Annotated in this window: 16 protein-coding genes; 10 read left to right on the top strand and 6 right to left on the bottom strand. The window is 42.5% G+C overall.

Translation table 11 applies throughout. From position 1 onward, the window contains the following. Nucleotides 1-432: 432 nt before the first annotated feature. On the bottom strand, nt 433-756 hold the full coding sequence (locus A4S05_RS31610) for a DUF4278 domain-containing protein (protein ID WP_069073728.1): 324 nt from the start codon (nt 754-756) through the stop codon (nt 433-435). A 313-nt stretch (nt 757-1,069) separates the two neighbouring features. Between A4S05_RS31610 and A4S05_RS31615 the strand changes: the two genes are divergently transcribed. Together A4S05_RS31615 and A4S05_RS31620 are read left to right on the top strand one after the other, a co-directional pair. Further along, on the top strand, nt 1,070-1,324 hold the full coding sequence (locus A4S05_RS31615) for a hypothetical protein (RefSeq protein ID WP_069073729.1): 255 nt from the start codon (nt 1,070-1,072) through the stop codon (nt 1,322-1,324). Nucleotides 1,325-1,327: 3 nt separating this feature from the next. Beyond that, a complete protein-coding gene (locus tag A4S05_RS31620) occupies nt 1,328-2,578 on the top strand; it encodes a murein transglycosylase A (RefSeq protein WP_069073739.1) in 1,251 nt (416 codons plus the stop codon). Here the strand turns inward: A4S05_RS31620 and A4S05_RS40845 are convergent. From A4S05_RS40845 to A4S05_RS31630, 3 genes are all read right to left on the bottom strand, one after another. Then, complete coding sequence (locus A4S05_RS40845) at nt 2,568-2,789, bottom strand: hypothetical protein (RefSeq protein WP_141699859.1); 222 nt, start codon at nt 2,787-2,789, stop codon at nt 2,568-2,570. The two genes, A4S05_RS31620 and A4S05_RS40845, sit on opposite strands and share 11 nt — an antisense overlap. 6 nt (nt 2,790-2,795) lie before the next feature. Beyond that, the gene (locus A4S05_RS31625) at nt 2,796-3,665 is read right to left on the bottom strand and encodes a DUF5895 domain-containing protein (RefSeq protein WP_069073730.1); all 870 of its coding nucleotides are present in this window, start codon (nt 3,663-3,665) and stop codon (nt 2,796-2,798) included. A gap of 254 nt (nt 3,666-3,919) precedes the next feature. Then, nucleotides 3,920-4,624, bottom strand: coding sequence for a haloacid dehalogenase type II (locus tag A4S05_RS31630; protein WP_069073731.1), 705 nt, complete (start codon nt 4,622-4,624; stop codon nt 3,920-3,922). A gap of 617 nt (nt 4,625-5,241) precedes the next feature. On the opposite strand from A4S05_RS31630, the gene A4S05_RS31635 reads away from it, so the two are divergent. The 3 genes from A4S05_RS31635 to A4S05_RS31645 all read left to right on the top strand — a co-directional run bounded on the left by A4S05_RS31635 (nt 5,242) and on the right by A4S05_RS31645 (nt 9,172). Continuing rightward, nucleotides 5,242-6,999: a ScyA-related TPP-binding enzyme gene (locus A4S05_RS31635; RefSeq protein WP_069073732.1), complete on the top strand. Its 1,758-nt coding sequence runs from the start codon at nt 5,242-5,244 to the stop codon at nt 6,997-6,999. A 17-nt stretch (nt 7,000-7,016) separates the two neighbouring features. After that, a complete protein-coding gene (locus A4S05_RS31640) occupies nt 7,017-8,129 on the top strand; it encodes a 3-oxoacyl-ACP synthase III family protein (RefSeq protein ID WP_069073733.1) in 1,113 nt (370 codons plus the stop codon). A 62-nt stretch (nt 8,130-8,191) separates the two neighbouring features. Continuing rightward, a complete protein-coding gene (locus A4S05_RS31645; RefSeq protein WP_069073734.1) occupies nt 8,192-9,172 on the top strand; it encodes an SGNH/GDSL hydrolase family protein in 981 nt (326 codons plus the stop codon). 61 nt (nt 9,173-9,233) lie between these two features. Here the strand turns inward: A4S05_RS31645 and A4S05_RS31650 are convergent, their stop codons facing one another. Together A4S05_RS31650 and A4S05_RS42235 are read right to left on the bottom strand one after the other, a co-directional pair. After that, a complete protein-coding gene (locus A4S05_RS31650; protein ID WP_069073735.1) occupies nt 9,234-12,779 on the bottom strand; it encodes a WD40 domain-containing protein in 3,546 nt (1,181 codons plus the stop codon). Between the two features lie 33 nt (nt 12,780-12,812). After that, on the bottom strand, nt 12,813-12,953 hold the full coding sequence (locus tag A4S05_RS42235; protein ID WP_176727169.1) for a hypothetical protein: 141 nt from the start codon (nt 12,951-12,953) through the stop codon (nt 12,813-12,815). A 266-nt stretch (nt 12,954-13,219) separates the two neighbouring features. Between A4S05_RS42235 and A4S05_RS31655 the strand changes: the two genes are divergently transcribed. The 5 genes from A4S05_RS31655 (at nt 13,220) to A4S05_RS43810 (ending at nt 21,036) form a co-directional block, all read left to right on the top strand. After that, nucleotides 13,220-13,399 carry a ribbon-helix-helix domain-containing protein gene (locus A4S05_RS31655; protein ID WP_069073736.1) on the top strand — a complete coding sequence of 60 codons (180 nt, stop codon included), beginning with the start codon at nt 13,220-13,222 and terminating at the stop codon, nt 13,397-13,399. A 1,115-nt stretch (nt 13,400-14,514) separates the two neighbouring features. Beyond that, the gene (locus A4S05_RS31660) at nt 14,515-15,015 is read left to right on the top strand and encodes a sterol desaturase family protein (protein WP_069073737.1); all 501 of its coding nucleotides are present in this window, start codon (nt 14,515-14,517) and stop codon (nt 15,013-15,015) included. Between the two features lie 781 nt (nt 15,016-15,796). Then, nucleotides 15,797-16,042, top strand: a complete 246-nt coding sequence (locus tag A4S05_RS40850; protein ID WP_141699860.1) for a hypothetical protein — start codon at nt 15,797-15,799, stop codon at nt 16,040-16,042. Continuing rightward, a complete protein-coding gene (locus tag A4S05_RS31665; RefSeq protein WP_069073738.1) occupies nt 16,029-18,032 on the top strand; it encodes a GAF domain-containing sensor histidine kinase in 2,004 nt (667 codons plus the stop codon). Before A4S05_RS40850 ends, A4S05_RS31665 begins: the two co-directional genes overlap by 14 nt. Before the next feature lie 13 nt (nt 18,033-18,045). Then, a complete protein-coding gene (locus A4S05_RS43810; RefSeq protein WP_256091302.1) occupies nt 18,046-21,036 on the top strand; it encodes a PAS domain S-box protein in 2,991 nt (996 codons plus the stop codon). Nucleotides 21,037-21,039 lie beyond the last annotated feature (3 nt).

Raw genomic sequence — 21,039 nt, forward strand, 5'->3', positions numbered from 1 at the left:
GTTAAGTTGACACCAATGAGCATTGCTGTGCCCCTACAGCGCGGGTTTACCGATCATCAAAGAACAATTAATAAAGACCTGAAACGACCTATTTTCGTAAATACATATAGGAATCCGCTTTGATTTCTGAACGAATTTGTGTAGACAGGCAATAGGCAATCTTGCTACAGTCAAGAAGGCTTCTTAGTACAGCTTTGCGTAAATTCATAGGGAATTGAGGGTTGAAATTTAAACGCAAAGGGGCGCAAAGGTAAGCGCAGAGGTACACAGAGGATTCGCTACGAATTAATGAAATGTTGTACTTAGTTGTACTGAGTTTTTTCAGAAATCAAATATGAGTTCCATAGCATGATTAATTTTTACAGTGCGTAAGTCCTAGAATTTTACTACAAGTTTATGACTTCCTAGACTCCAGATCGGCTTACAGCGATATTATTTTTGAAGCTTTAATTCTTCAGAAATCAGCAGTCCCTCAATTCTTGAAGTAGTTATTGGTTGAGAGACTACACTAATTTCTCCTAATGGAGTTTTATTTACAAAGTAGGTGATTCCCCGAAAGCTCAATTTATAGGCTATTGGTGCTAAAGGAACTGCCGCCAATTTTGAATTTGAATTAGCACGATAGTTAACGCCACGGTACATCAGATTATAAGCTGACCCAATTTGAGGAACTGGTTGAAACGGCTGTTCTGTTTTTTTGCTGCCAACTTTGTTTGGGTCGTATTCATAGCTCAGACCACGATAGTAAAGTTTCATAATTTTTGCTTCCTGAATAACTGTTCTTCAACAATGTCAATGACTTATCAGAGGTTGATTGGAGAGTTATGCAAGAGCTAATGTAAACTTACATTTTTTAAGGAACTGCTTAAAGGATTAGGCGTCTAGAGTCAAGAGTCATTGGGAATAGGGCATTGGGTATGGGAAATAGGCAGAGGGGAAAACTCTTCTCCCCTACTTCCTGCTCCCTTGCTCCCTGCCTCCTGCTCCCCACCTCCCGTATGCTTACTCTTTTCATTCGGGGGTTACGTGGTTAACAATGGGTTGAATGTTTTTTAAATGATTCAACCTTATGGCTAGAACTCCAAATGAATATGCCGTATACCTCCTACTGGAAAGCGGCCACCGGGAAGAAATACGTTTTCCTACTATTCAAGAGTTTCAGAAGTGGTATAGCGGCGAACTTGTGCCAAAGTCTGCTTCTAATGACTTTATTAGCGTGCCGATAAAAAATATTCAAGGGGAGTATATGGTGGTAAGACCCTCTCGGATCGTGGCAATCCGGGTAGAACCCGTTTTTAGTTCCAGTGTTGAAAGATTCAACTAAATGATGAGAAAAACCCTTGCTTTGCTTTCCCTGAGTCTGGGAATTGCCTTTGTAAATCCTCTCTGGTTGGCTGTTGCTCAGGTTCCTAATGTACTGCCGTTGCCAGTGCCGACTACTCCTGATCTGTCGCCAATACCAATACCAATCACTCCTGAGATAACGCCACCGTTAAAACCGATAGCCATAGGAAGCGATTGTAAGCCCCAGCACGCTTGCTTGGGTTGGGATGAGCAACTTTGGGGTCAAAAGGGCGATCGCAAAGCGTTGTTAGCTTCCATTGACAACAGTCTGCTTTACCTAAATAAGAGTGGAGCGATCGCAGCATATCAAAATTATCCAGTCCAGGGAATTACCCTTGATCGCGTCCGCCGTAGTTTGGTACGTTTTCGCCAACTAGTTGTCAGTTCTAAGTCAGCAGCGCAATTACAAGCCGCTGTCCGCCGTGAGTTTGTCTTTTACCAGTCTGTGGGCAACGATGGCAAGGGTACTGTTAAATTCACTGCTTACTACGAACCTATTTACACTGCTAGCCGTGTCAAGACTGCAACATATAAGTATCCCCTCTATCGGCTACCACCTGATTTCAGCCAATGGCCGAAACCCCACCCAAAACGAATTGAGTTGGAAGGGAAGGATGGTTTACAAGGGAATAAGAGCCAGTTACGCGGTTTAGAAATGCTTTGGTTTCGCGATCGCCTAGACGCATACATGGTACATATCCAAGGCTCTGCCCAAATTAAATTAACTAATGGCAAGACAACATCAATTGGCTATGCAGGTGGAACTGATTATCCCTGGACTAGTATCGGCAGAGAACTAGCCAAAGATGGCAAACTTCCCCTGGAAGGATTGACAATGCCACGTCTAATTAGTTATTTCAAAAGCAAGCCCCAAGAGTTGAGCAATTATCTGCCCCGCTGGGAACGATTTGTTTTCTTCCAAGAAACAAGCGGTAGAGCGGCTACTGGTAGTATTCATGTGCCAGTAACAGCAGAACGTTCCATTGCTACAGATAAGTCTCTCATGCCACCAGGAGCGCTAGCGCTGATTTACAACTCGTTTCCCTATCCCACCACTGGTGGCAAACTAGAGAGGCGGACTGTCAGCCGCTATGTACTTGACCAGGATACAGGAAGCGCCATCAAAGGCCCGGGCCGGGTGGATTATTTCATGGGTTCTGGGAAACTAGCAGGCGATCGCGCTGGGATCACAGGCGGTAATGGTTCACTATATTATTTATTGCTCAAGAAATAGATATTGGGCATGGGGCATTGGGTATTGGGCATTGGGCATGGGGCATTGGGCATTGGGAGTGTTGAGTGAGGATGTTATTCTCCTTGTCTCCCTCATCTCCCCCTGCTCCCCCTGCTCCCTGCTCCCTTCCTTCTTCCCCAGTCCCCAGTCCCCAGTCCCCAGTCCCCAGTCCCCACTCCCCACTCCCCAGTCCCCACTCCCCACTCCCCACTCCCACCTAATACGGCGGATAAGCAAAATCATCTTCATCAGCATAAACGTAAGAGTTGGAAACTCCTGCCATTGCCAATTTAGGCGTTTCTGATTTTACAGGTTCCTTTCCAAAATCTTTGTATTCTTCAAAAGTCTTACAAATCATTGCAGACTCCAGAGAATCAGAAGCAATTAAGTATTGTGTTAAAGTTCCTACCGTGGGATGTTTGTAATCCACAGTTGAAGCTACCAGAACCGTATTTGGTTCAATACCTCTTTCTTCACACTCAATTATCGGGCAAAAAATACCGTGGGCGTGGAACAAAGGGCCTTTTGGTGTCAAAGGTTGCTTGCGGTAGACGGCATAAGCTTTTTCGAGTTCAGCAACGAATCCACTAACTACTTTGCCTTGTTGATATTCACAGTAGGTTTTGCTGAAACTCGCTCCGGCGGCACCATTAAGAGTTAGTTGTAGTGGTGATTCATGTAAAAACTTTTTATTCTCTCCCACTATAAAAATTAGATAGCGAGTAAAGGTTTTAAATTTAAGTTTGTCGGCTAAAAAAGCATCATAATTCTCTTTGAGCGTACCTAGTTTTAGACCACTCTCCCGGTCTTTAACAGACAATGGGCCCCGACGCACTAACACTAAGTTTGGAGTAGTGGTAATAAAGACTGTTTCGACTCCAGAACTAAATTCATGCTCTACCTGCTGCCAATTATCATCTGGCACAAAGCCGACAGCATTAGCATTATCTAACTTAATCGCCAAACCGTGGGATTGCATCCCATCTGTGCCATACCGAGGATTAATCATCTGACACCAAGGGATGACTTGAGAAGGCGGTGCATTAAATTTCTCGTCTTCAAAGTCGAAATTAGCAGATGCTTTCATCGTTTTAGGCTATCAAAGTGTTTTATTGAACAAGTTTATCGGCAGGGCGCTGATCCTGGAGAACCAGAAGCAGAGGGTTGGTACGAGCGTTACCCGTCCTTGCGCGTCGCTCTCAAAAGAAGGGCGAAAGTGCCGTCAAACTGGCGTAGTAGTTTTTCCAGATTAAGGCAGAATCAATCTATGTTGCAATTCCTGTTTCGTTTTGTAACAACAGATCCTCATCGAAACAGTACTGAGTATCTAGCACTTATTACTCACTGGGGATTTGGTGAACTCATAGCAGCGAGAGTCTTTAAATCAGGTACTTCTAGGTTAGGTTGACTTATTTGCGGGTCTGTAATGTTAACTTTGTTTTTGTCTGCTCGACGGTTTACCCAAACTGTTGATAGTCCCAGAGATTTGGCTGTAACGATATCGTGATATACGCTAGCAGCAACGTGTAATATTTGCTCTAGCGGCAAATTAATTCTTTGAATAGCCAGTCTGAAGTTGTTTAAGGAGGGTTTATAGCTTTTTGCCTGTTCCGCTGTGATTATCTGGTCAAATTCCACCTGTAAGTGCTTCGCCGAGAAAGCAAAGAGATCGTCATCTACATTTGAGATAATTACCAACTTAAACTTTTGGCTTAAAGCTCTAAGTGCCTCAACTGTATCGGGGAAAGGCAGCCAATGCTGAATCGAATCAGCCAGTGAATTTAGTTCGTCAGTAGTTGGCTCAAAGCCAAATCGCTCACCAAATTTCTGGACTACTCTCTTTAAAACTTCTCGATATTTGAGATATTCTCCTGTTTCCAGTTCTGCTTCAAATTCCGCAAAAATTTTGAGAATTTCTTCGTTATCCAGATTAGTGTTATGTACCAGCAGAAGTGGCTTTAGCACCCCTAAAATACCATTTTCCCAATCAATCAAGGTTCCATAACAATCGAAAGTTAAAGTCTTATACTGATTTAATTCAATCACCTTTTTATACTCCAGGGGTTGATCAATGGTGTTCAGTTTTCATAAACCAAAACATGGGTTAACCCATTTGTATTAGCACAGCCCGCCGCAGGCATTGCCACATTTGCTACTCTTAAAGTCTCTAAACATTTCTTCGGTATCAAAGCAGAGTTGAAGTAGGTAGACATTGAAGAAGGCAGGAGGCAGATAGCGCAGCGTTAGCGAGTCCGCGAGCGTCGGGCAGAAAGGAGAAGGTTCAATGTTTTGTAGGGGATTCAACACCGTACTTAATTGGGGCCACGAAACAATAAAATTTGGTGGGATCTTAAACCCAAGTTCGGTTTGGTCACTGGCTCCAGAGCAGAAAACAGTATTCCAACTGAGCCTCCTGCATAGCTGCCCTCTGCCTTCCTTGATAAAGTACCAAACTGTGTGAAGATAAGCAGATAGATTGGCACAATAAAAGTAAGGTATCTCAATTAAAGATAAAGTAGGCTAAAACCCTTTATTTTCTTGCTTTCAGCATAGCTGCTTGCTACGTTATTTATAAATTTATAACGACGAATATTTACACCGGACTGCTTTCAGTGTGGGATAATGTTATCCCACAGAGGAAATTATTCCTAAGTATAGTTTGTATGGATATTAAATTTCAGGATACACAAGCGAATACCACTGAAAAATTAAATTCAACTAAACAGCTATTTGATAGCAAGTCAACCGTAGCTTTTTCGGTAGCAGAGGCAGTGGTAAAAATCCTGGGAGATATGGGAGTGCAGTATGCCTTTGGTGTTTCGGGAGGTGCGATCGCTCCAGTGTGGGCTGCATTACATCAAAGTTCCATCCAGGTGTTGCACTTTCGGCATGAAGCTGGAGCAGCTTTTGCAGGCATTGAGGCATATTTTGCTAGCGATCGCCCGGTTGTGGTATTCACTACCACAGGGCCGGGGATCACCAACGCTTTGACAGGATTGTTAGCTGCCCGTTGGGAAGGAGCAAAGGTGATCCTCGTGTCAGCTTCAACCTCAGCACCACAGCGGGGACGTTGGGCTTGTCAAGAAACTAGCACTTACACTATGCCTAGCGAAGGGATTTTTACTTCCGGGCAAATATTCCATTATGCAACCACTCTCGAATCCAGCGATGAACTCCCAGAGGTTTCTCGAAGGCTTGCTCTTGGACTAGAACAACCAGGAGGATTCGTAGCTCATATAAGTATTCCTACAAATATTCAGACAAGTTCAGTAAAGACATCATTGCCACGAGTAACTCTGTCTCAAGCTGTGGCAACAGCAAGTGAGGAGACAATAGCCGAATGTGTCCGGTTACTGTCAGAGGGAGCGTTTGCAATCTGGATCGGTTTCGGAGCAAGCGGTGCTGCAAAAGAGATTCGCCAGCTTGCTGAGAGAACAGGGGCTGCGGTGATGTGTTCACCACGGGGTAAAGGTATTTTTCCTGAAGATCATCCTCAGTTTGTAGGCGTTACTGGCTTTGGTGGGCATGAATCTGTTTTCAGGTACATGAGGGAGCAACGTCCAAGGCACATCCTGGTATTAGGAACACGTCTTGGCGAACTAACATCGTTTTGGAACCCTGAGATGATCCCCAGGCGTAGTTTTTTGCATGTTGATATAAATCCAAAAGTTCCAGGAAGCGCATATCCATCTGTTGAGACGTTTGCGATCCAGTCCGATGTGGGAGTATTTTGCAAGGCATTACTGAAATATTTTCCAGCTCGTTCTGGTACCTCAAAAGTTCCGTCACTGACGAAATCTAAGCGCGATTTAATCCATCCACGTGCTGACGGTAAAGTACGACCAGATGTGCTTATGAATATGATTCAACGTGTGATTGTTGAACAGAGCAATGCAATTGTTATGACCGAGGTGGGTAACTCTTTGGTTTGGGCTATTCACCTGTTGCGATTTGCCGAATCGTCTCGTTTCCGTGTCAGCACTGGCTTCGGGTCTATGGGGCATTTTGTAACTGGTGTCGTGGGTACTGCTTTAGCACGGAATCACAAGGCAGTTGCTATTGTCGGGGATGGTGCTATGCTCATGAGCAGCGAGGTAAATACTGCGGTAGCCTACCAAATTCCCGCCGTCTGGATTGTACTCAACGACGGGCGTTACAATATGTGCGAACAGGGAATGACGTATGTGGGTTTCAAGAATGTGGATGCAATGATTCCTCAAGTAAATTTCGTCAAGATTGCTCAGGGTATGGGAGCCGATGGTATCCGCGTTGAAACAGAGTATGACATCCAAGCAGCGTTAGAAAAAGCGATGGCAGCGACTAACCCATTTGTGGTTGATGTAATCATAGATCCCACCCAAATAGCACCGGCTCACAGTCGCAATCAAAGCCTAATTTCACAGGGTGCTACCAACTATTAAAATAAAAAAATTTTTATATGGTGCATTCCTCAGTAGGTATTCGCTCAATTGCACTAAGTTTTCCAACTATTAGACGTACCAATAACTATTACTTGGAAAAGTACCCTGAGCTAATAGCTCAGGCTGAACAAAAAGGATTGGCAAGGATGTTTTCGCTGACTGGAACCCCTCCAGCTAACGAATTTGATATGGAAATGTTGCCTTATCTCTCAGATCCCTTTCGTGGTACTATTGAGCGCTGGGTGCTGAGTCATGAGGAGTCTTCATTAACCTTGGAATATCGCGCAGCAACAGATGCCCTGAATGCAGCCAAACTTTCTGTTAATGATATTGATTTGATGATTGTGGCCTCAGTTTGGCCTGAACAAATTGGATTTGGCAATGCCGCATTTCTTGCCCGTAAACTCGGTCTTCTGGGTGCTGCATGGAATCTTGATGCAACCTGTGGGAGTACACCAGTTGTACTTCAAACTGCCTCTGCTTTGGTACGAGCGGGAGAGTATCGTAATGTACTGGTAGTTATTTCATGTTCGTATTCTCGCGTTTTTGACGAGCAAGATACTGTGTCTTGGTTTCTAGGTGATGGTGCTGGAGCCTTTGTAGTCAGTTTACTGGAAGAAAATCAGGGTATTCTTGGTACTAAGACAGTTCATACAGGTGCGCTATGTGAGGTCGTATCTGCTGAACTGACAAAGGATGAACAAGGAAATTCACGAGTCCGTATGCAGACTGGTAAGGGTGCGAAGGCTCTACGCGAAACAGCTGCGGACTTTCTTTCTATATGTTGTGAGGGTGCGATCGCATCTGCTGGTGTAACCTTGGAGCAAATAGACTTTTTTCTTTTCAATACCCCTACTGCTTGGATGACACGCTTCTGCACGCGGCTACTCGGTATTGATCCAGAACGCACGATCAATCTCTACCCCATATATGCAAATATAGGACCAGTACTGACTGTGGCCAATCTGTACCATGCTGCACACTTGGGTAAGATTCACGAAAATGACTTAGTTCTCATTTATGGTTCTGGTGCAGCAGGTGTTGCTTCTGCAAGCGTAATGCGCTGGGGTAATGTGGCGTTAGCCCCTCACCCTCTTGAAAGTTTTAAATTAGCCAAAAAAGCTCTCTAGAAAGGAGCAAGATTCTTCTTAGGGCATCTTTACAAGTTTGAAATTAGACTAAAGAATTAACTATGCAAAGACAAATTATAACAACAGGGTTGTTGCTTTTATCTTTGATATCTCCACTCAAAGTATTAGCAAAAGATTATGACAACATTTATGTCTTTGGAGACAGTTTTTCTGATAGCGGTAATGTATTTAATGCCACTAATGAAATTATTCCGCCAAGTCCAACATACTATAATGGGCGTTTTTCTAATGGCCCAAATTGGGTTGATTATCTTGCCTCTGATTTAGGATTAACATTAAATCTGAAAAATAACTTTGCTTTTGGTGGTGCGACTACAGGAAATGAAAATATTGGTTTAGCTACTTTACCAGGATTGCAGCAACAAATAAATAACTTTGTAGCAGCAGAAACTGCCGATCCTAATGCTCTATATATTATTTGGGCTGGTACTAATGACTACCTAAGTTACTTTTTCGATCGTGAGCCAAATCCTAGCAATACAGTAGCAAATTTATCAACAGCTTTGACATCACTTGTTGCTGATGGCGCTAGAGATATCATGGTCGTCAACTTACCAGATTTGGGAAAATCACCGTTTGCAAATTTCACAAGTCAACGTTCAAACTTATTTAGCACACTTAGCAGTGACCATAACTCTAGGTTGAATACAGAACTCGAAGTTTTGAGTCAACAATTAAGTCCCAATATCAACATTATAGAACTGAATCTTAATTCCCTATTTAATAGGATCGTTACTGCTCCAGAGAAATTCGGTTTTACAAACGTTACTAACTCTTGTATTAGCAAAGACTTATCAGTAGTACCTATAGATGTTCCCACACAACAAGTTTTCTGTAACCCTGAAGAATTTTTGTTTTGGGACGAAGTGCATCCTACAACTTCTGCTCATCAGATAATTGGAGAATTAGCATTCTCAGCACTTAAGCCAGTACCAGTACCCGAACCATCTCTTGAATTAGGGATGCTAGGATACAGCATTTTAGGTGCAGTTTCGCTATTGAAAAGCAAAATAACTAATTGAATTAGCAGTTGTTAGCAAGCTGGCTTGACTCTGTATTATAACTCTAATATTAAGTCTTAATTTAATACTCTACTGCTCCTAAAGTTTTTAAAGTATCCTTCTGAGACTCAGTTAACCCGCTTATGCTAGTGATATTCATTCCCTCGTAAGGATTTTTACTCTTCAAAGTTTTCAAACATTCACCTGTTTGTAAATCCCAAATTTTAATTGTCTCATCTTCACTACAACTGACCACAGTCTGATCATCGGAACTAAAGGTAACTGACCAAACCCATCTAGTATGTCCTAATAAAGTTCTTAAACACCTACCTGTGTTAACGTCCCAAAGCTTAACTGTTTGGTCTCCACTACCACTCGCCAGTATGCGACCATCCGAACTAAAAGCAACTGAATATACGGTATTTGTATGGTCTTGCAAAGTTCTAAGACACTTGCCAGTGCTGACATCCCAGAGTTTAATCGTTTGATCGCCACTCCCACTTGCTAGGGTGCAACCATCCGTATGGAAGTTAACTGAGTATATCCAGTCAGTATGACCCTGTAAAGTCTTAAAGCATTTACCAGTGCGAACATCCCAGAGTTTTACTGTTCGGTCATGACTACCACTAGCTAATATATGACTCTCAGAACTGAAGGTGACTGACCATGTTCTACCGCTATGTTCTCGTAAAGTATTGAGGCATTGACCAGTGGTAATATCCCATATTCTGATTGTTTGGTCATCGCTACCACTGGCGAGAAAATGGCTGTCAGCACTAAAAGTAACTGATGTAACTCGATTACTATGTCCTCTCAAGATTTTAAGACATTTACTAGTACTTAGATCCCATAACCTTACGGTTTGGTCTTCGCTAGCACTAGCAAGTAATTGAGAATCTGGGCTAAAGCGAACTGATGTAACTCTCCTACCATGACCTTGCAAAGCTTTGAGGCACTTACCAGTCGTAATATCCCAAAGTGTCACTGTTTGGTCATTACTACCACTGGCAAGAATATTATTATCGGTTGGGCTGACAGCAACTGACCATATCCCATTGTTGTAACCCTGGAAAGTCTTAATGCATCGACCAGTACTGATATTCCATAATTTTACCGTTTGATCATCACTGCTACTAGCACAAATGTTTTGATTTATACATATTGCTAACGACCATACTCTACTTTTGTGTCCTTGTAGAGTTTTAAGGCATTGACCACTCACAAAATCCCATACCCTAACTGTTTGGTCATCACCGCAACTAACAAGAGCGCTACCATCTACACTGAAGGTAACTGAATGTACCAAGTCTGTATGCCCCTGCAAAGTTTTAATACATTTACCAGTACTGGCGTCCCAAAGTTTAACTGTTTGGTCATGGCTGGCGCTAGCTAGTGTATTACCGTCAGGGCTGAAAGTGACTGAGTATACCCGTTGAGTGTGACCCTCTAAGGTGTGAATACATGAACTGCTATTAATATCCCACAGCCTTACCTTATGGTCATCATTTCCACTTGCTAATACATCACCTTTTGGATTAAAGGCAACAGACCATACACTACAACCATTTTCCTGTAAAGTTTTCAGACATTTTCCCGTACTGATATTCCACAGCTTCACTGTTTGATCATCACTACCACTAGCAAGAATCTGACCGCCGGGACTAAAAGTGACTGAACGAACCCCACCACTATGACCCTCCAAAGTTTTTAAACACTGACCAGTACTGGTATCCCACAGTTTTATTGTTTGGTCATTACTGCCACTGGCAAGAACCTGATCATCGGAACTAAAAGTAACTGACCAAACCCAACCAGCATGACCCTTACAAGTCAAAAGTTGCTGACTATTAGCAACATCGTACAAACGAATTTCTCCATTGGTATCACCAGTAGCTAAAAGTTTACCATTAGGACTAAAAGCTACCGAAAAAATACCACCAAAGGTTTCAACAAAAACAGACTTAGCTAGATGGGCATGAGCAAAATTTGCATTATGCAACTTTACATTCTGCAAGTCGGCTTGCCAAATAGTTAAATAAGAAAAATCATAACCTCTAAGATCAGTTTCTAAATGACAAAGCAAGTTAAAGACATTTCCTGCCGTATAACTTTGTTCTAGAGGAGATATATCTCGTAGGGTTGCTAAAATTTGAGCTAAGTGATACTCTAGGTTTTTTTTACTTCTAAAAGCAGTAAGCAGCCCATCTATAACTGGTTTGATGATAAAGCGAATTTGAGTATCCCTAACATATTCTTTTGCCGTCGCTTTGATCAAAGCTTTGCTCGTGAATAAATCAATATTCTGAGTGACAATCTCCTCACAAACGAGTTCTATCAAGCTACTAGTCACATACTCCATAACCACAGGCTGGAGAGTAAAAAGTGATCCAGTTTTTTCAGTAAGTGTAGGTGCAGCCTTATCGATTAGCGATCGCCTTCCTAAAGATTCCAGAGCCTCTAATAATTTCGCTTGTGGTACTGGTGATATAATATCATCTCGCAATTCTGAGAGTGTAATCGACTCCCGATTAATCGCTAGCCAGTACATAATATCCTTTTCTAAATCTGACAAGCGCTCAAACTGCTGCTCTAAAATATCGCGAATGTCTCCAAAAACAGATGTATCTTGTTGCAAAAAGGCAGTCACATTACCATTAAAGATATCTTGAACGGTTGTAGCAACTATCTTCAAGGCTAAAGGATTGCCTGCATAGCGTTCAATCATTACTTTCCATTCATCCTGTGCTGCTGATAACCCTTTGAGTTTCAAGATTTCTTGCCCTTCGAGCATCTTCAAACCACTCAGTAGTAATGAGCGAACTGGTAGTGCTTGTCCTTCCAAGAATGCCACTTCTTTAGGTTTTTCACGACTAGTGAGTACTAAGCAGCTTTGGTGAGTTGCTTCTCCTATCCGTCTTAAAAGCTCACCATATTCCTCATATCCTTCTCGATAAAGTCCGGCGCGGCTACCACTAAGAAGAATTGATTCTGCATTATCAAGGATCACTAAACAGCGATAATTTTGTAAATAATAGAGTAGTCTCGATACCCGATCGCTAAAGCTTTCTGGTAAGTTACCTTCTGTTTGCTGTTCGTCGGATAAAAATTGGATTAGATTACCTAGAATAATTTTAACAGGTGGAGCTTCTCGTAGCGATCGCCAGATCACATACTCAAAGTTGTCCTGAATTTTTTGAGCAAGCCTTACAGACAGTGCGGTTTTACCAATACCTCCTATTCCCAATAGTGTCACCAATTGGCAGTGCTCATTGAGAATCCATTGCTCTAGGGTAGTAAGTTCTTCTGTACGTCCATAAAAAGCTGAGTTAAAGATCGCTTCTCCCCAATTTAGACGAGTATTTGAGCTTGAATAATCACTTTTATCTATTTTTAATTGAAAAGCTGAAAAAAGCTTCTCAATAGTCTGTTTGTCAACACCACCTTCCCGATTCAATACTTTCGAGATGGTAGCGGAATATAACCCAGAGCGCGCACTCATTTCTTCAAGAGTGTACCTGTTTCCAAAGTTTTCCTTTGCTTCTGATTGATGCTTTGCTTCCTTAATTTTTTGTAAACCCTTGGTAGTAAGTGCAACGCCACGCTTGCGTCTCCAATTCTGTAAAGTCATGTATTAACTCACTGTTCGTGTAATCACCTTTGACTAAAAGGAATTATCTACTAGGTTGCTATAGATATGAGGTGATAGCCATAACAAACGAATAATCTCATATTGCAAAGGATTTAAAGCAGGTATATTACCAAAATATTCACAGATGAAAACCACCTTTGGCAATCTATTCATCTCGGTAATTCCACACCGCTTATTCAATAAACAATCTGCTCTGTGAGAGCATTGTTAACATCATCTTTTTAGCCACAACCTTCTTGCACTTGCGTAATGGCAGAGCTACTACGTATGCTTCGTTTTTTTATACTTTAATTCTTCGGTAATTTATTTGGGGTGTAAGGCTTAAGTTCAATCTTAAAATCTCGATTTTCACTGGTAAAGACAGTTAGGAATTGGCAATCTTGATAAAGAAAGTTTGTATATATCTAGCCTATCAATCAATGAATAAAACTGCTGCACTTAAATTTCCCCGTTTGGCAACCTCCAGTAAAAAAAGAGCGCTTAAGCGAATTACTTTAAACTTGACATCAGATGAAGCTCAGAACCTTGAAAAGTATTGTGAACAGACAGGCAGACCAGCAATAGATGTGATTCGGGAACTCATTCAAGCCTTGCCTTGACTTCACTGTTTCTCTCAAGGGTGAAAAGCCTCAGTCCAGAAGAGTCATAGCTAAAAGTAGAAAGTATTGCAGATTTGGACAAATGTTTTCAACTTTACTTTGACCAGAGTAATTTCAGAGTGGTAATCATAGATTAGACTCTATATATTAGACAGTTACGAATAGATATTTGCTATTTCAATACTGTTGTTTGTTGCGAAAATACTAAAAAACAAGGGTTATAAATTACTCTTTGACCAAAGTGGCGACAGAAAAAGGATAGTCACCAAAGCAAAGAAACAGTCTCTTACTCCTCATTATTGTGCAACTCAATAAGAGGTAATTATATCATCTTTTTTCGGCGTGCTACGCTCGTTTACTACGGGCGTAGCACGCCTTCACTAAATTCTGACATCTCTCTCAATTATCAGCAGTTAATTTAATACCTCCAATTCAACCAAATTCTAATACTTGTATAGGAATATAACTTGAATGGTGAAAATATACTGAGTCTAAAATCTTTATCCATTAAGGCTTTCATCTGCAAAAGCTTTCATTAATTAAACCAAAGTTTTCTACATTGAGAATGAACCAAGGTGAAATTATAGTTACTCCAAATTCTGCTGCATCTTAATTTGATTTAAACCCGCTTTAGTTCACTTAAATCACTCAATATCCATTTTCATAATGCCCATTTCTATCATTCTGATTAAATTCATAATTGAAGCTTAATTGGAATCAACTTAAAAATAACAATATTGAAGAAGTCCTTAACCTAAATTTGTACTAACTTTAACTCAACCTTTGCTTACGCTGTATGTCTTAGTAAGAAGATTGTGTAGTAACTATGGTAAAATACTGTATTCCAATCGAGTATTAGATGTATTTTTACCATTAACCCAGAGCTAGTAGTCAAATTGGAGGTTCTTGCAAGTTGCTGTTTACTGCATTAAGGATTGGAGATTCATGAAACTGCAACTAACCCAATTACATATACTCTGAGCCAAATTAACTGAAGCGTAGACACATGAAATGCACACATGCTGCTGGCATAGCGTAAAACTAAGTGTCTACGCTGACAGCATGACATTGCATATTTTCTGTGGAGTTTTCTTAACTATTCTTGAGGAGTAAAAATGCTTGAGGCTATCGCTGTTGCTTGGTTATTACTGTTTGTTGGCGATTTTCTATCTACATTCTTTTACCACGTACCCGAGCACGTTTTTGGTAGCCTTCATTTAAAAACGCACCACTCCTGGAAGAAGGATTTCCGTCACTACGCTATTTTGACTTTTAATCGCCAGGTTCTTTTAGATGGTATCTTGGGAGCTTTGCCTTATGTACTCATAGCAGTAGTCTTATGGTCTTTCTCTCCCATTGGCGTGATTTCTGGATTACTACTTGGTCAGTTTCATGTATGGTGGAGACACATAAGTGTACTGGGTTGGCAAACTCCAAAACCTGTAAATATTTTATGCCAAATTCTATTTATTACTACTCCTGAGAGACACTGGTTACATCATCACAAAACTAATTTAGGTTTCGGTGATATTTTCACCTTCTTTGAACAACCTGCACAAATGTGGTTACGTTGGCTTCGACTGCTTAGAATTCGTTTTCGCTACTCTCGGATCTAACTGAAGCTACCACGTACCTAAATACTTTTTAAAAATACCAAAAGAAGCTGCGATCGCAGCTTCTTTTGGTACAATAAAAGGGATTATTTCAGTGTCAAAAATGCGCTCAACTACATACTAAAAAAAGCTGATTACCAATTTCCGAGTAGTAGCAATAAGAAAAATTAATTGATTATAATTTAAACCTATATAGCAATCCGATAGCGAAGCGGTAGCGAGTCTTGTCTACGACACGCTACGCGAACGAGCGTCTTTGATTTATGAATGACTCATAGAGGTAAGGGACTGGGGATTGGGGATTGGGGACTGGGGACTGGGGACTGGAAAGAAGCAATAAAGGTGTACTGAGTTTTTTCAAAAATCAAATATGAGTCCTATAGGAATCCGCTTTGATTTCTGAACGAATTTGCGTAGACAGGCAATAGGCAATAGGCAACAGTCAAGAAGGCTTCTTAGTTGTACTGAGTTTTTTCAAAAATCAAATATGAGTCCTATATATCATTTCCTAATCAGATGAGCTACATCATTTACCCTACTCGTTTGCAAATGGGATGCTTGTACTTTACTCAAGCAAGAAACGCTACATAAGTTTCTTTAAATATAAAAGCTTTACTTATAGTTTTTCTATAAGTCATTACAAGGTAAACGAGTTACACAGACAGAAGCCTGCTTCTGCTATGGAGTTTAAAGGTATTTGCGACTGTTCAACTTCGCTGTTATATCACCAATGTTTTTGGGAAGACTAGTCTTTAATTAGTAAGATATTATATCCCTAGATTTTATGACAATTCCTCTCTTTTCTAGAGATGCTGGGCGTAGCTTGCTTATTCGAAGGGGTACGGATAGCTACGGTGAAGAAGGCAGGAGGCAGGATAGCGTAGCAATAGCGAGTCCGCAAGCGGCGGCGGCATACAGAAAGTTGAAATATAGTGTAGGTAACTCTTGGAGACGCTACGCGAACATACTTACAGTGATTGCTAGAAATTTGCAACCTGCTCTAGATGAGGTGTTTCATGTCCGCAGTTAGCCTCAGAAAGCTGCTCAACAAAAAAGAGTTGCCATCTCTTATTCATAACTTAGTCTATCAGCTCAACATTCCCATTGATATTGAATTGGTGGACGGCACGAAACTAATTAGCATTGGGGAGCAAGCTGGAGAAAATCGATATCCAATCGAGGTTTCAGGAGAAATCATTGGTTGGGTTGTTGGGCAAGAACAGGCAACTCTAGTTGCAAATTTGCTCTCATTTCTGGCAAAGCAGGAAGCAGAGAAGAAAGTACTCGCTAAAGAATTGCTAGAGCGATATCAGGAAATTGATTTGTTTGACGATATCTCGACTCAACTGACAACAAGTTTAGATACGCGACAGATTGCCCAACTTGTGCTGCAAGAATTGAGTCAATTAATTGAATCATCTGCGGGGATAATTTTGCTCCTCAGTCCAGATGCAACTGCCTTTGAAATTATTGCCGAATTTGGAGTGTTTTTTGACCATAATCAGCCGGAACCGGGTAAGGGAATTATCGGTAACATTGTGCAATCCAACCGCGCAGAACTGGTCAATGATGTGCAAGCCGATTCTCGATTAGAGGGGCAAAAAAACGTTGCTGCAATGATTTGTGTACCGTTACGAGCCAAAGAGCGGGTACTAGGAGCGATCGCTATTGGAACACCTAAAACTGACTCATACAAAGCTGAACACCTGAAACTGGTGAGTATCTTTGCCTCTCAAACAGCGATCGCCATTGACAAAGCTGTGCTTTACGAGCAAAGCACTCAAGCAGCCGTCCAGGCAAAAGCCCAGACACAGAAACTTCAGCAAGCTCTCCATGAGTTGCAATTAGCCCAAACTCAGTTGATCCAAAGCGAAAAAATGTCCAGTCTAGGGCAACTCATTGCCGGAGTTGCTCACGAAATCAACAACCCGGTTAACTTTATTTGCGGCAATTTAAAGTATGTTGCCGAATACGCCCAAGACTTGCTGCACCTGTTGGAAAAGTATCAGCAATTCTTACCTGTTGCTCCTCCAGAACTGGAATCAGAGTTAGACAATATAGACCTGGAATTTATCATGCAGGATTTCCCCAAACTGCTAGATTCGATGAAAGTGGGCACAAGTCGCATTGTCGAAATTGTTCAATCCCTGAAAAATTTCTCCCGCCATGACGAAGCCGATATGAAAGCCGTCAACATCCACGATGGTATCGATGGAACCTTAATGATTCTTCACCATCGCCTGAAAGCAGATGTTCATCGTCCGGCAATTGAAATCATTAAAGACTATGCAAAACTTCCTCTAATTGAATGTTATCCCGGACAGTTGAATCAGGTATTTATGAACATCTTGGCAAATGCCATTGATGCGCTCGAAGAGTCATTAGTCATTAGTCATTGCTCATTGGCATCAAACGAATCACAAATGACAAATGACAAAGGACAAATAACAATCCCAAGCATTACCATTCGCACCCAAGCCCTGGACAAAGAGTGGGTTGTAATTCGCATTGCTGACAACGGCCCTGGCATGAAAGAGGAAGTAATTCGCCGCATTTACGATCCCTTCTTCACCACGAAAGATATTGGTAAGGGAACAGGGTTAGGCATGGCAATCAGCTACCAAATTGTTGTAGACAAACATGGGGGAATCCTCAAATGTCGCTCTCAACCGAATGAAGGGACAGAATTCTGGATTCAGATTCCAGTAAATTGTGCATTGACAGACGTTGCTGAAGAACAAAATAGCACCTCTGCTTTGCCCACTCCCATAGCGGAATCATCCCCTACTTCCGATACCGACGGCTTCATTCCATCAACAGCTCCAATGCTCAAACCGACGGATTTGCTGATCCGCCACACTCAATTGATCCAGCGACTTTCACAGCACAGTCCAGATGTGGAAGGTGCATCACCCGATCAAATTTACCAGATGTTTCAACACCACCCAATTTCGTTAAAGCTTTACGCCACTTTGTTGTCTTGGTTCTGTTGTTCTAACCCTACCCAAATACGCCACTAAACAAACCTCAACCATGTTTAATCAAATTGATGAATACAACAGTCAGCTATTTGAACAATGTCCCGTTGGGCTGGTACTGTGCCGAATAGATGGGACGCTAATTAGCATCAATCCCGCCTATGCTGCCATTTTGGGGCGAACTGTTTCAGAAACCCTCAATCTCAATTATGGCCAGATTACTCCTGAAAACTATGCGATCGCAGACCAAGTTACGCTAGAGAACCTAGAACAAACTGGTCGCTACGGCCCTTATGAGAAAGAGTTAATCCACAAAGACGGGTATCTGGTTCCAGTCAGAATTTCTGGACAGATGATTGAGAAAGATGGAGAGCAACTGATCTGGTCTAGTGTGGAGGATATTAGCGACCTTCGACGCGTTCAGCAGGAACGCCAACATACCGAACAAATCCTGAAACAAAGTGAAGCTCGATATCGTTCTCTGGTGACAGCTACCGCACAAATTGTCTGGGTAAGCACACCAGATGGAATTTATTTTGAACTAGGAAGCTGGATAGCTTATACAGGTCAGAGTCTAGCTGAAGCTGAGAATGGGGGCTGGATTGATGCCGTTCATCCCGACGATCGCGCCTATACCGAAAAAGTCTGGAGTGCTGCGGTGGCAAACCAGAGGATGTATCAAATTGAATACCGAATTCGTGGCAACGATGGCAACTATCGCTACTTTTGGGTCTGGGGTGTCCCCATTCTCGAAGAAGATGGCAATGTTCGGGAGTGGATTGGCACCTGCACTGATATTCACGATCGCAAGCTGTCAGAAACCGAAAAGCAGTATCTCGAAGCACGATACCGCTCTCTAGTTACAGCTACTTCCCAAATGGTTTGGATTACCACTTCTGAAGGAATGCAAAAGGCAGATATGTCGGGCTGGAGAGCTTACACAGGTCAGACTGTAGCTGAAGCCGATGGTTGGGGCTGGATTGATGCTGTTCATCCAGATGACCGGCCCCATACTGCCGAAGTTTGGAGTGCCGCAGTGGCAAATGAAAGTCTCTATGAAGTTGAATATCGGGTTCGTGGCAAAGATGGCTCCTATCGCTACTTTTTTGTCTGTGGTGTTCCTGTCTTAGAGGAAGACGGCAGCATTCGAGAGTGGGTTGGCACCTGCACCGATGTTCACGATCGCAGGCTAGCAGAAAAAACTTTGCAACAGAGCGAAGAACGGTTTCGTTCTTTGGTGACTGCCAGTTCACAAATTGTCTGGTTGACTACCCATGAAGGACTGGCGGTGAGCTGTGAAATGTCTACCTGGTTAGCGTACACAGGTCAGAGTGCAGATGAAATCGAGGGTTTGGGCTGGCTCGATCCGATTCACCCTGATGACCGCGCTCGCACCGCCCAAGCCTGGAGTAATGCTGTGGCGAATCAGAGTCTCTTTCAAACTGAATATCAGTTACGTGGCAAAGACGGCAGCTACCGCCACTTTTTTGTTTGTGGTACTCCCATCCTAGAAGCAGACGGCAGCGTTCGAGAATGGATTGGCACTTGCACCGATATCCACGATCGCAAACAAGCAGAAGCCGAAAATCAGCGTCTTCAAGAACGATATCGCTCCTTAGTAACTGCTACTTCACAGATCATCTGGGGAGCTACCCCAGAAGGACTGGCAATAAGCAGGGAAATGCTCACCTGGATGGACTATACGGGGCAGAGCGAAGCTGAAGTTGAGGGTTGGGGCTGGCTTGATCAAATTCACCCCGATGACCGTGCCAGTTCCACAGAAGCTTGGAATGCTGCTGTGGCAAACCGAGGTATCTACCAAACGGAATATCGGCTGCGTAGCAAGGATGGCGCATACCGCTACTTTTCTGTTTGTGGTACCCCTGTCCTGGAAGAAGATGGCAGCATTCGGGAATGGATTGGTGCTTGCAGCGATATTCACGATCGCAAACTGGCAGAAGCGGAAAATCAACGTTTATTAGATATGTTGAATCATTCCAGCGATGCCATCATTGTCCGCGACATGAGCGACAAAATTTCTCATTGGAATCAGGGTGCTGAAAGGCTCTACGGTTGGACGCGTGAAGAAGTGAAAGACAAATGCATTCAGACTTTTATCAAAAAAACCTTTCCAAAACCAAAACAAGAAATTATCGCAGAGTTATTAGAGCAAGGTAATTGGGAAGGAGAAGTGGAACATCTCACCCACGAAGGCAAACTGATTACCGTCCAGAGCCGATGGACGTTGCAACGGGACATCTCTGGTCAACCTTGCGCGGTGCTGGAAATTAATACCGACATCACTGCCCGCAAACAAGTAGAAATCGCTCTCAGGCAACTGAATCAAGACTTAGAAGCCAGAGTTATAGAACGGACAGCTGCTCTGCAAAATACCTTAGCTGAAGCGCAGGGATTAAATGCGATTTTAGATAACTTAGCAGATGGTTTGTTAGTGGCAGACACCACAGGACAAATCACCCACTTCAATCCTGCCTTTTTAGCTATGTATGGATTGACAGCTAGCGCCCTCAATGGTCACTACCGAGAATTGTCACTATCTGGTTTAGCAGAGCTGATTGCACAAACTCAGTCCCACCCCGGAGAAGTTTTCTCTGCCGAAGTTGCACTGACGAAGGAACGTATTGGTCAGGCAGTGGCGACCGCCATTTTCAAAAAGACGGCAGATCAAGAACCCGCAGCTTGCTTCGGTTCGGCGCTGCTGATTCGGGATGTAACGGCAGAAAAGGAAATTGACAAGATGAAGACCGACTTCATCTCAACGGTTTCCCATGAGTTGCGGACGCCACTAACTTCTGTTCTTGGTTTTGCGTCCATCATTAAAGAAAAGCTAGAAACCGATGTGTTCCCAATTCTTCCTACCGAAGACCGCAAGCTTCAGAAAACCATCAAGCGGGTGGGTGACAATCTCAACATTATTGTCTCTGAAGCAGAACGGCTGACATCTTTGATTAATGATGTTCTAGACATCGCCAAGATGGAAGCAGGGAAAGTGGAATGGCAGATGCAGCCATTGGCGTCAAGTTAAGAA

Origin of the sequence: Nostoc sp. KVJ20 (genome assembly GCF_001712795.1) — a bacterium.
Lineage (GTDB): Bacteria > Cyanobacteriota > Cyanobacteriia > Cyanobacteriales > Nostocaceae > Nostoc.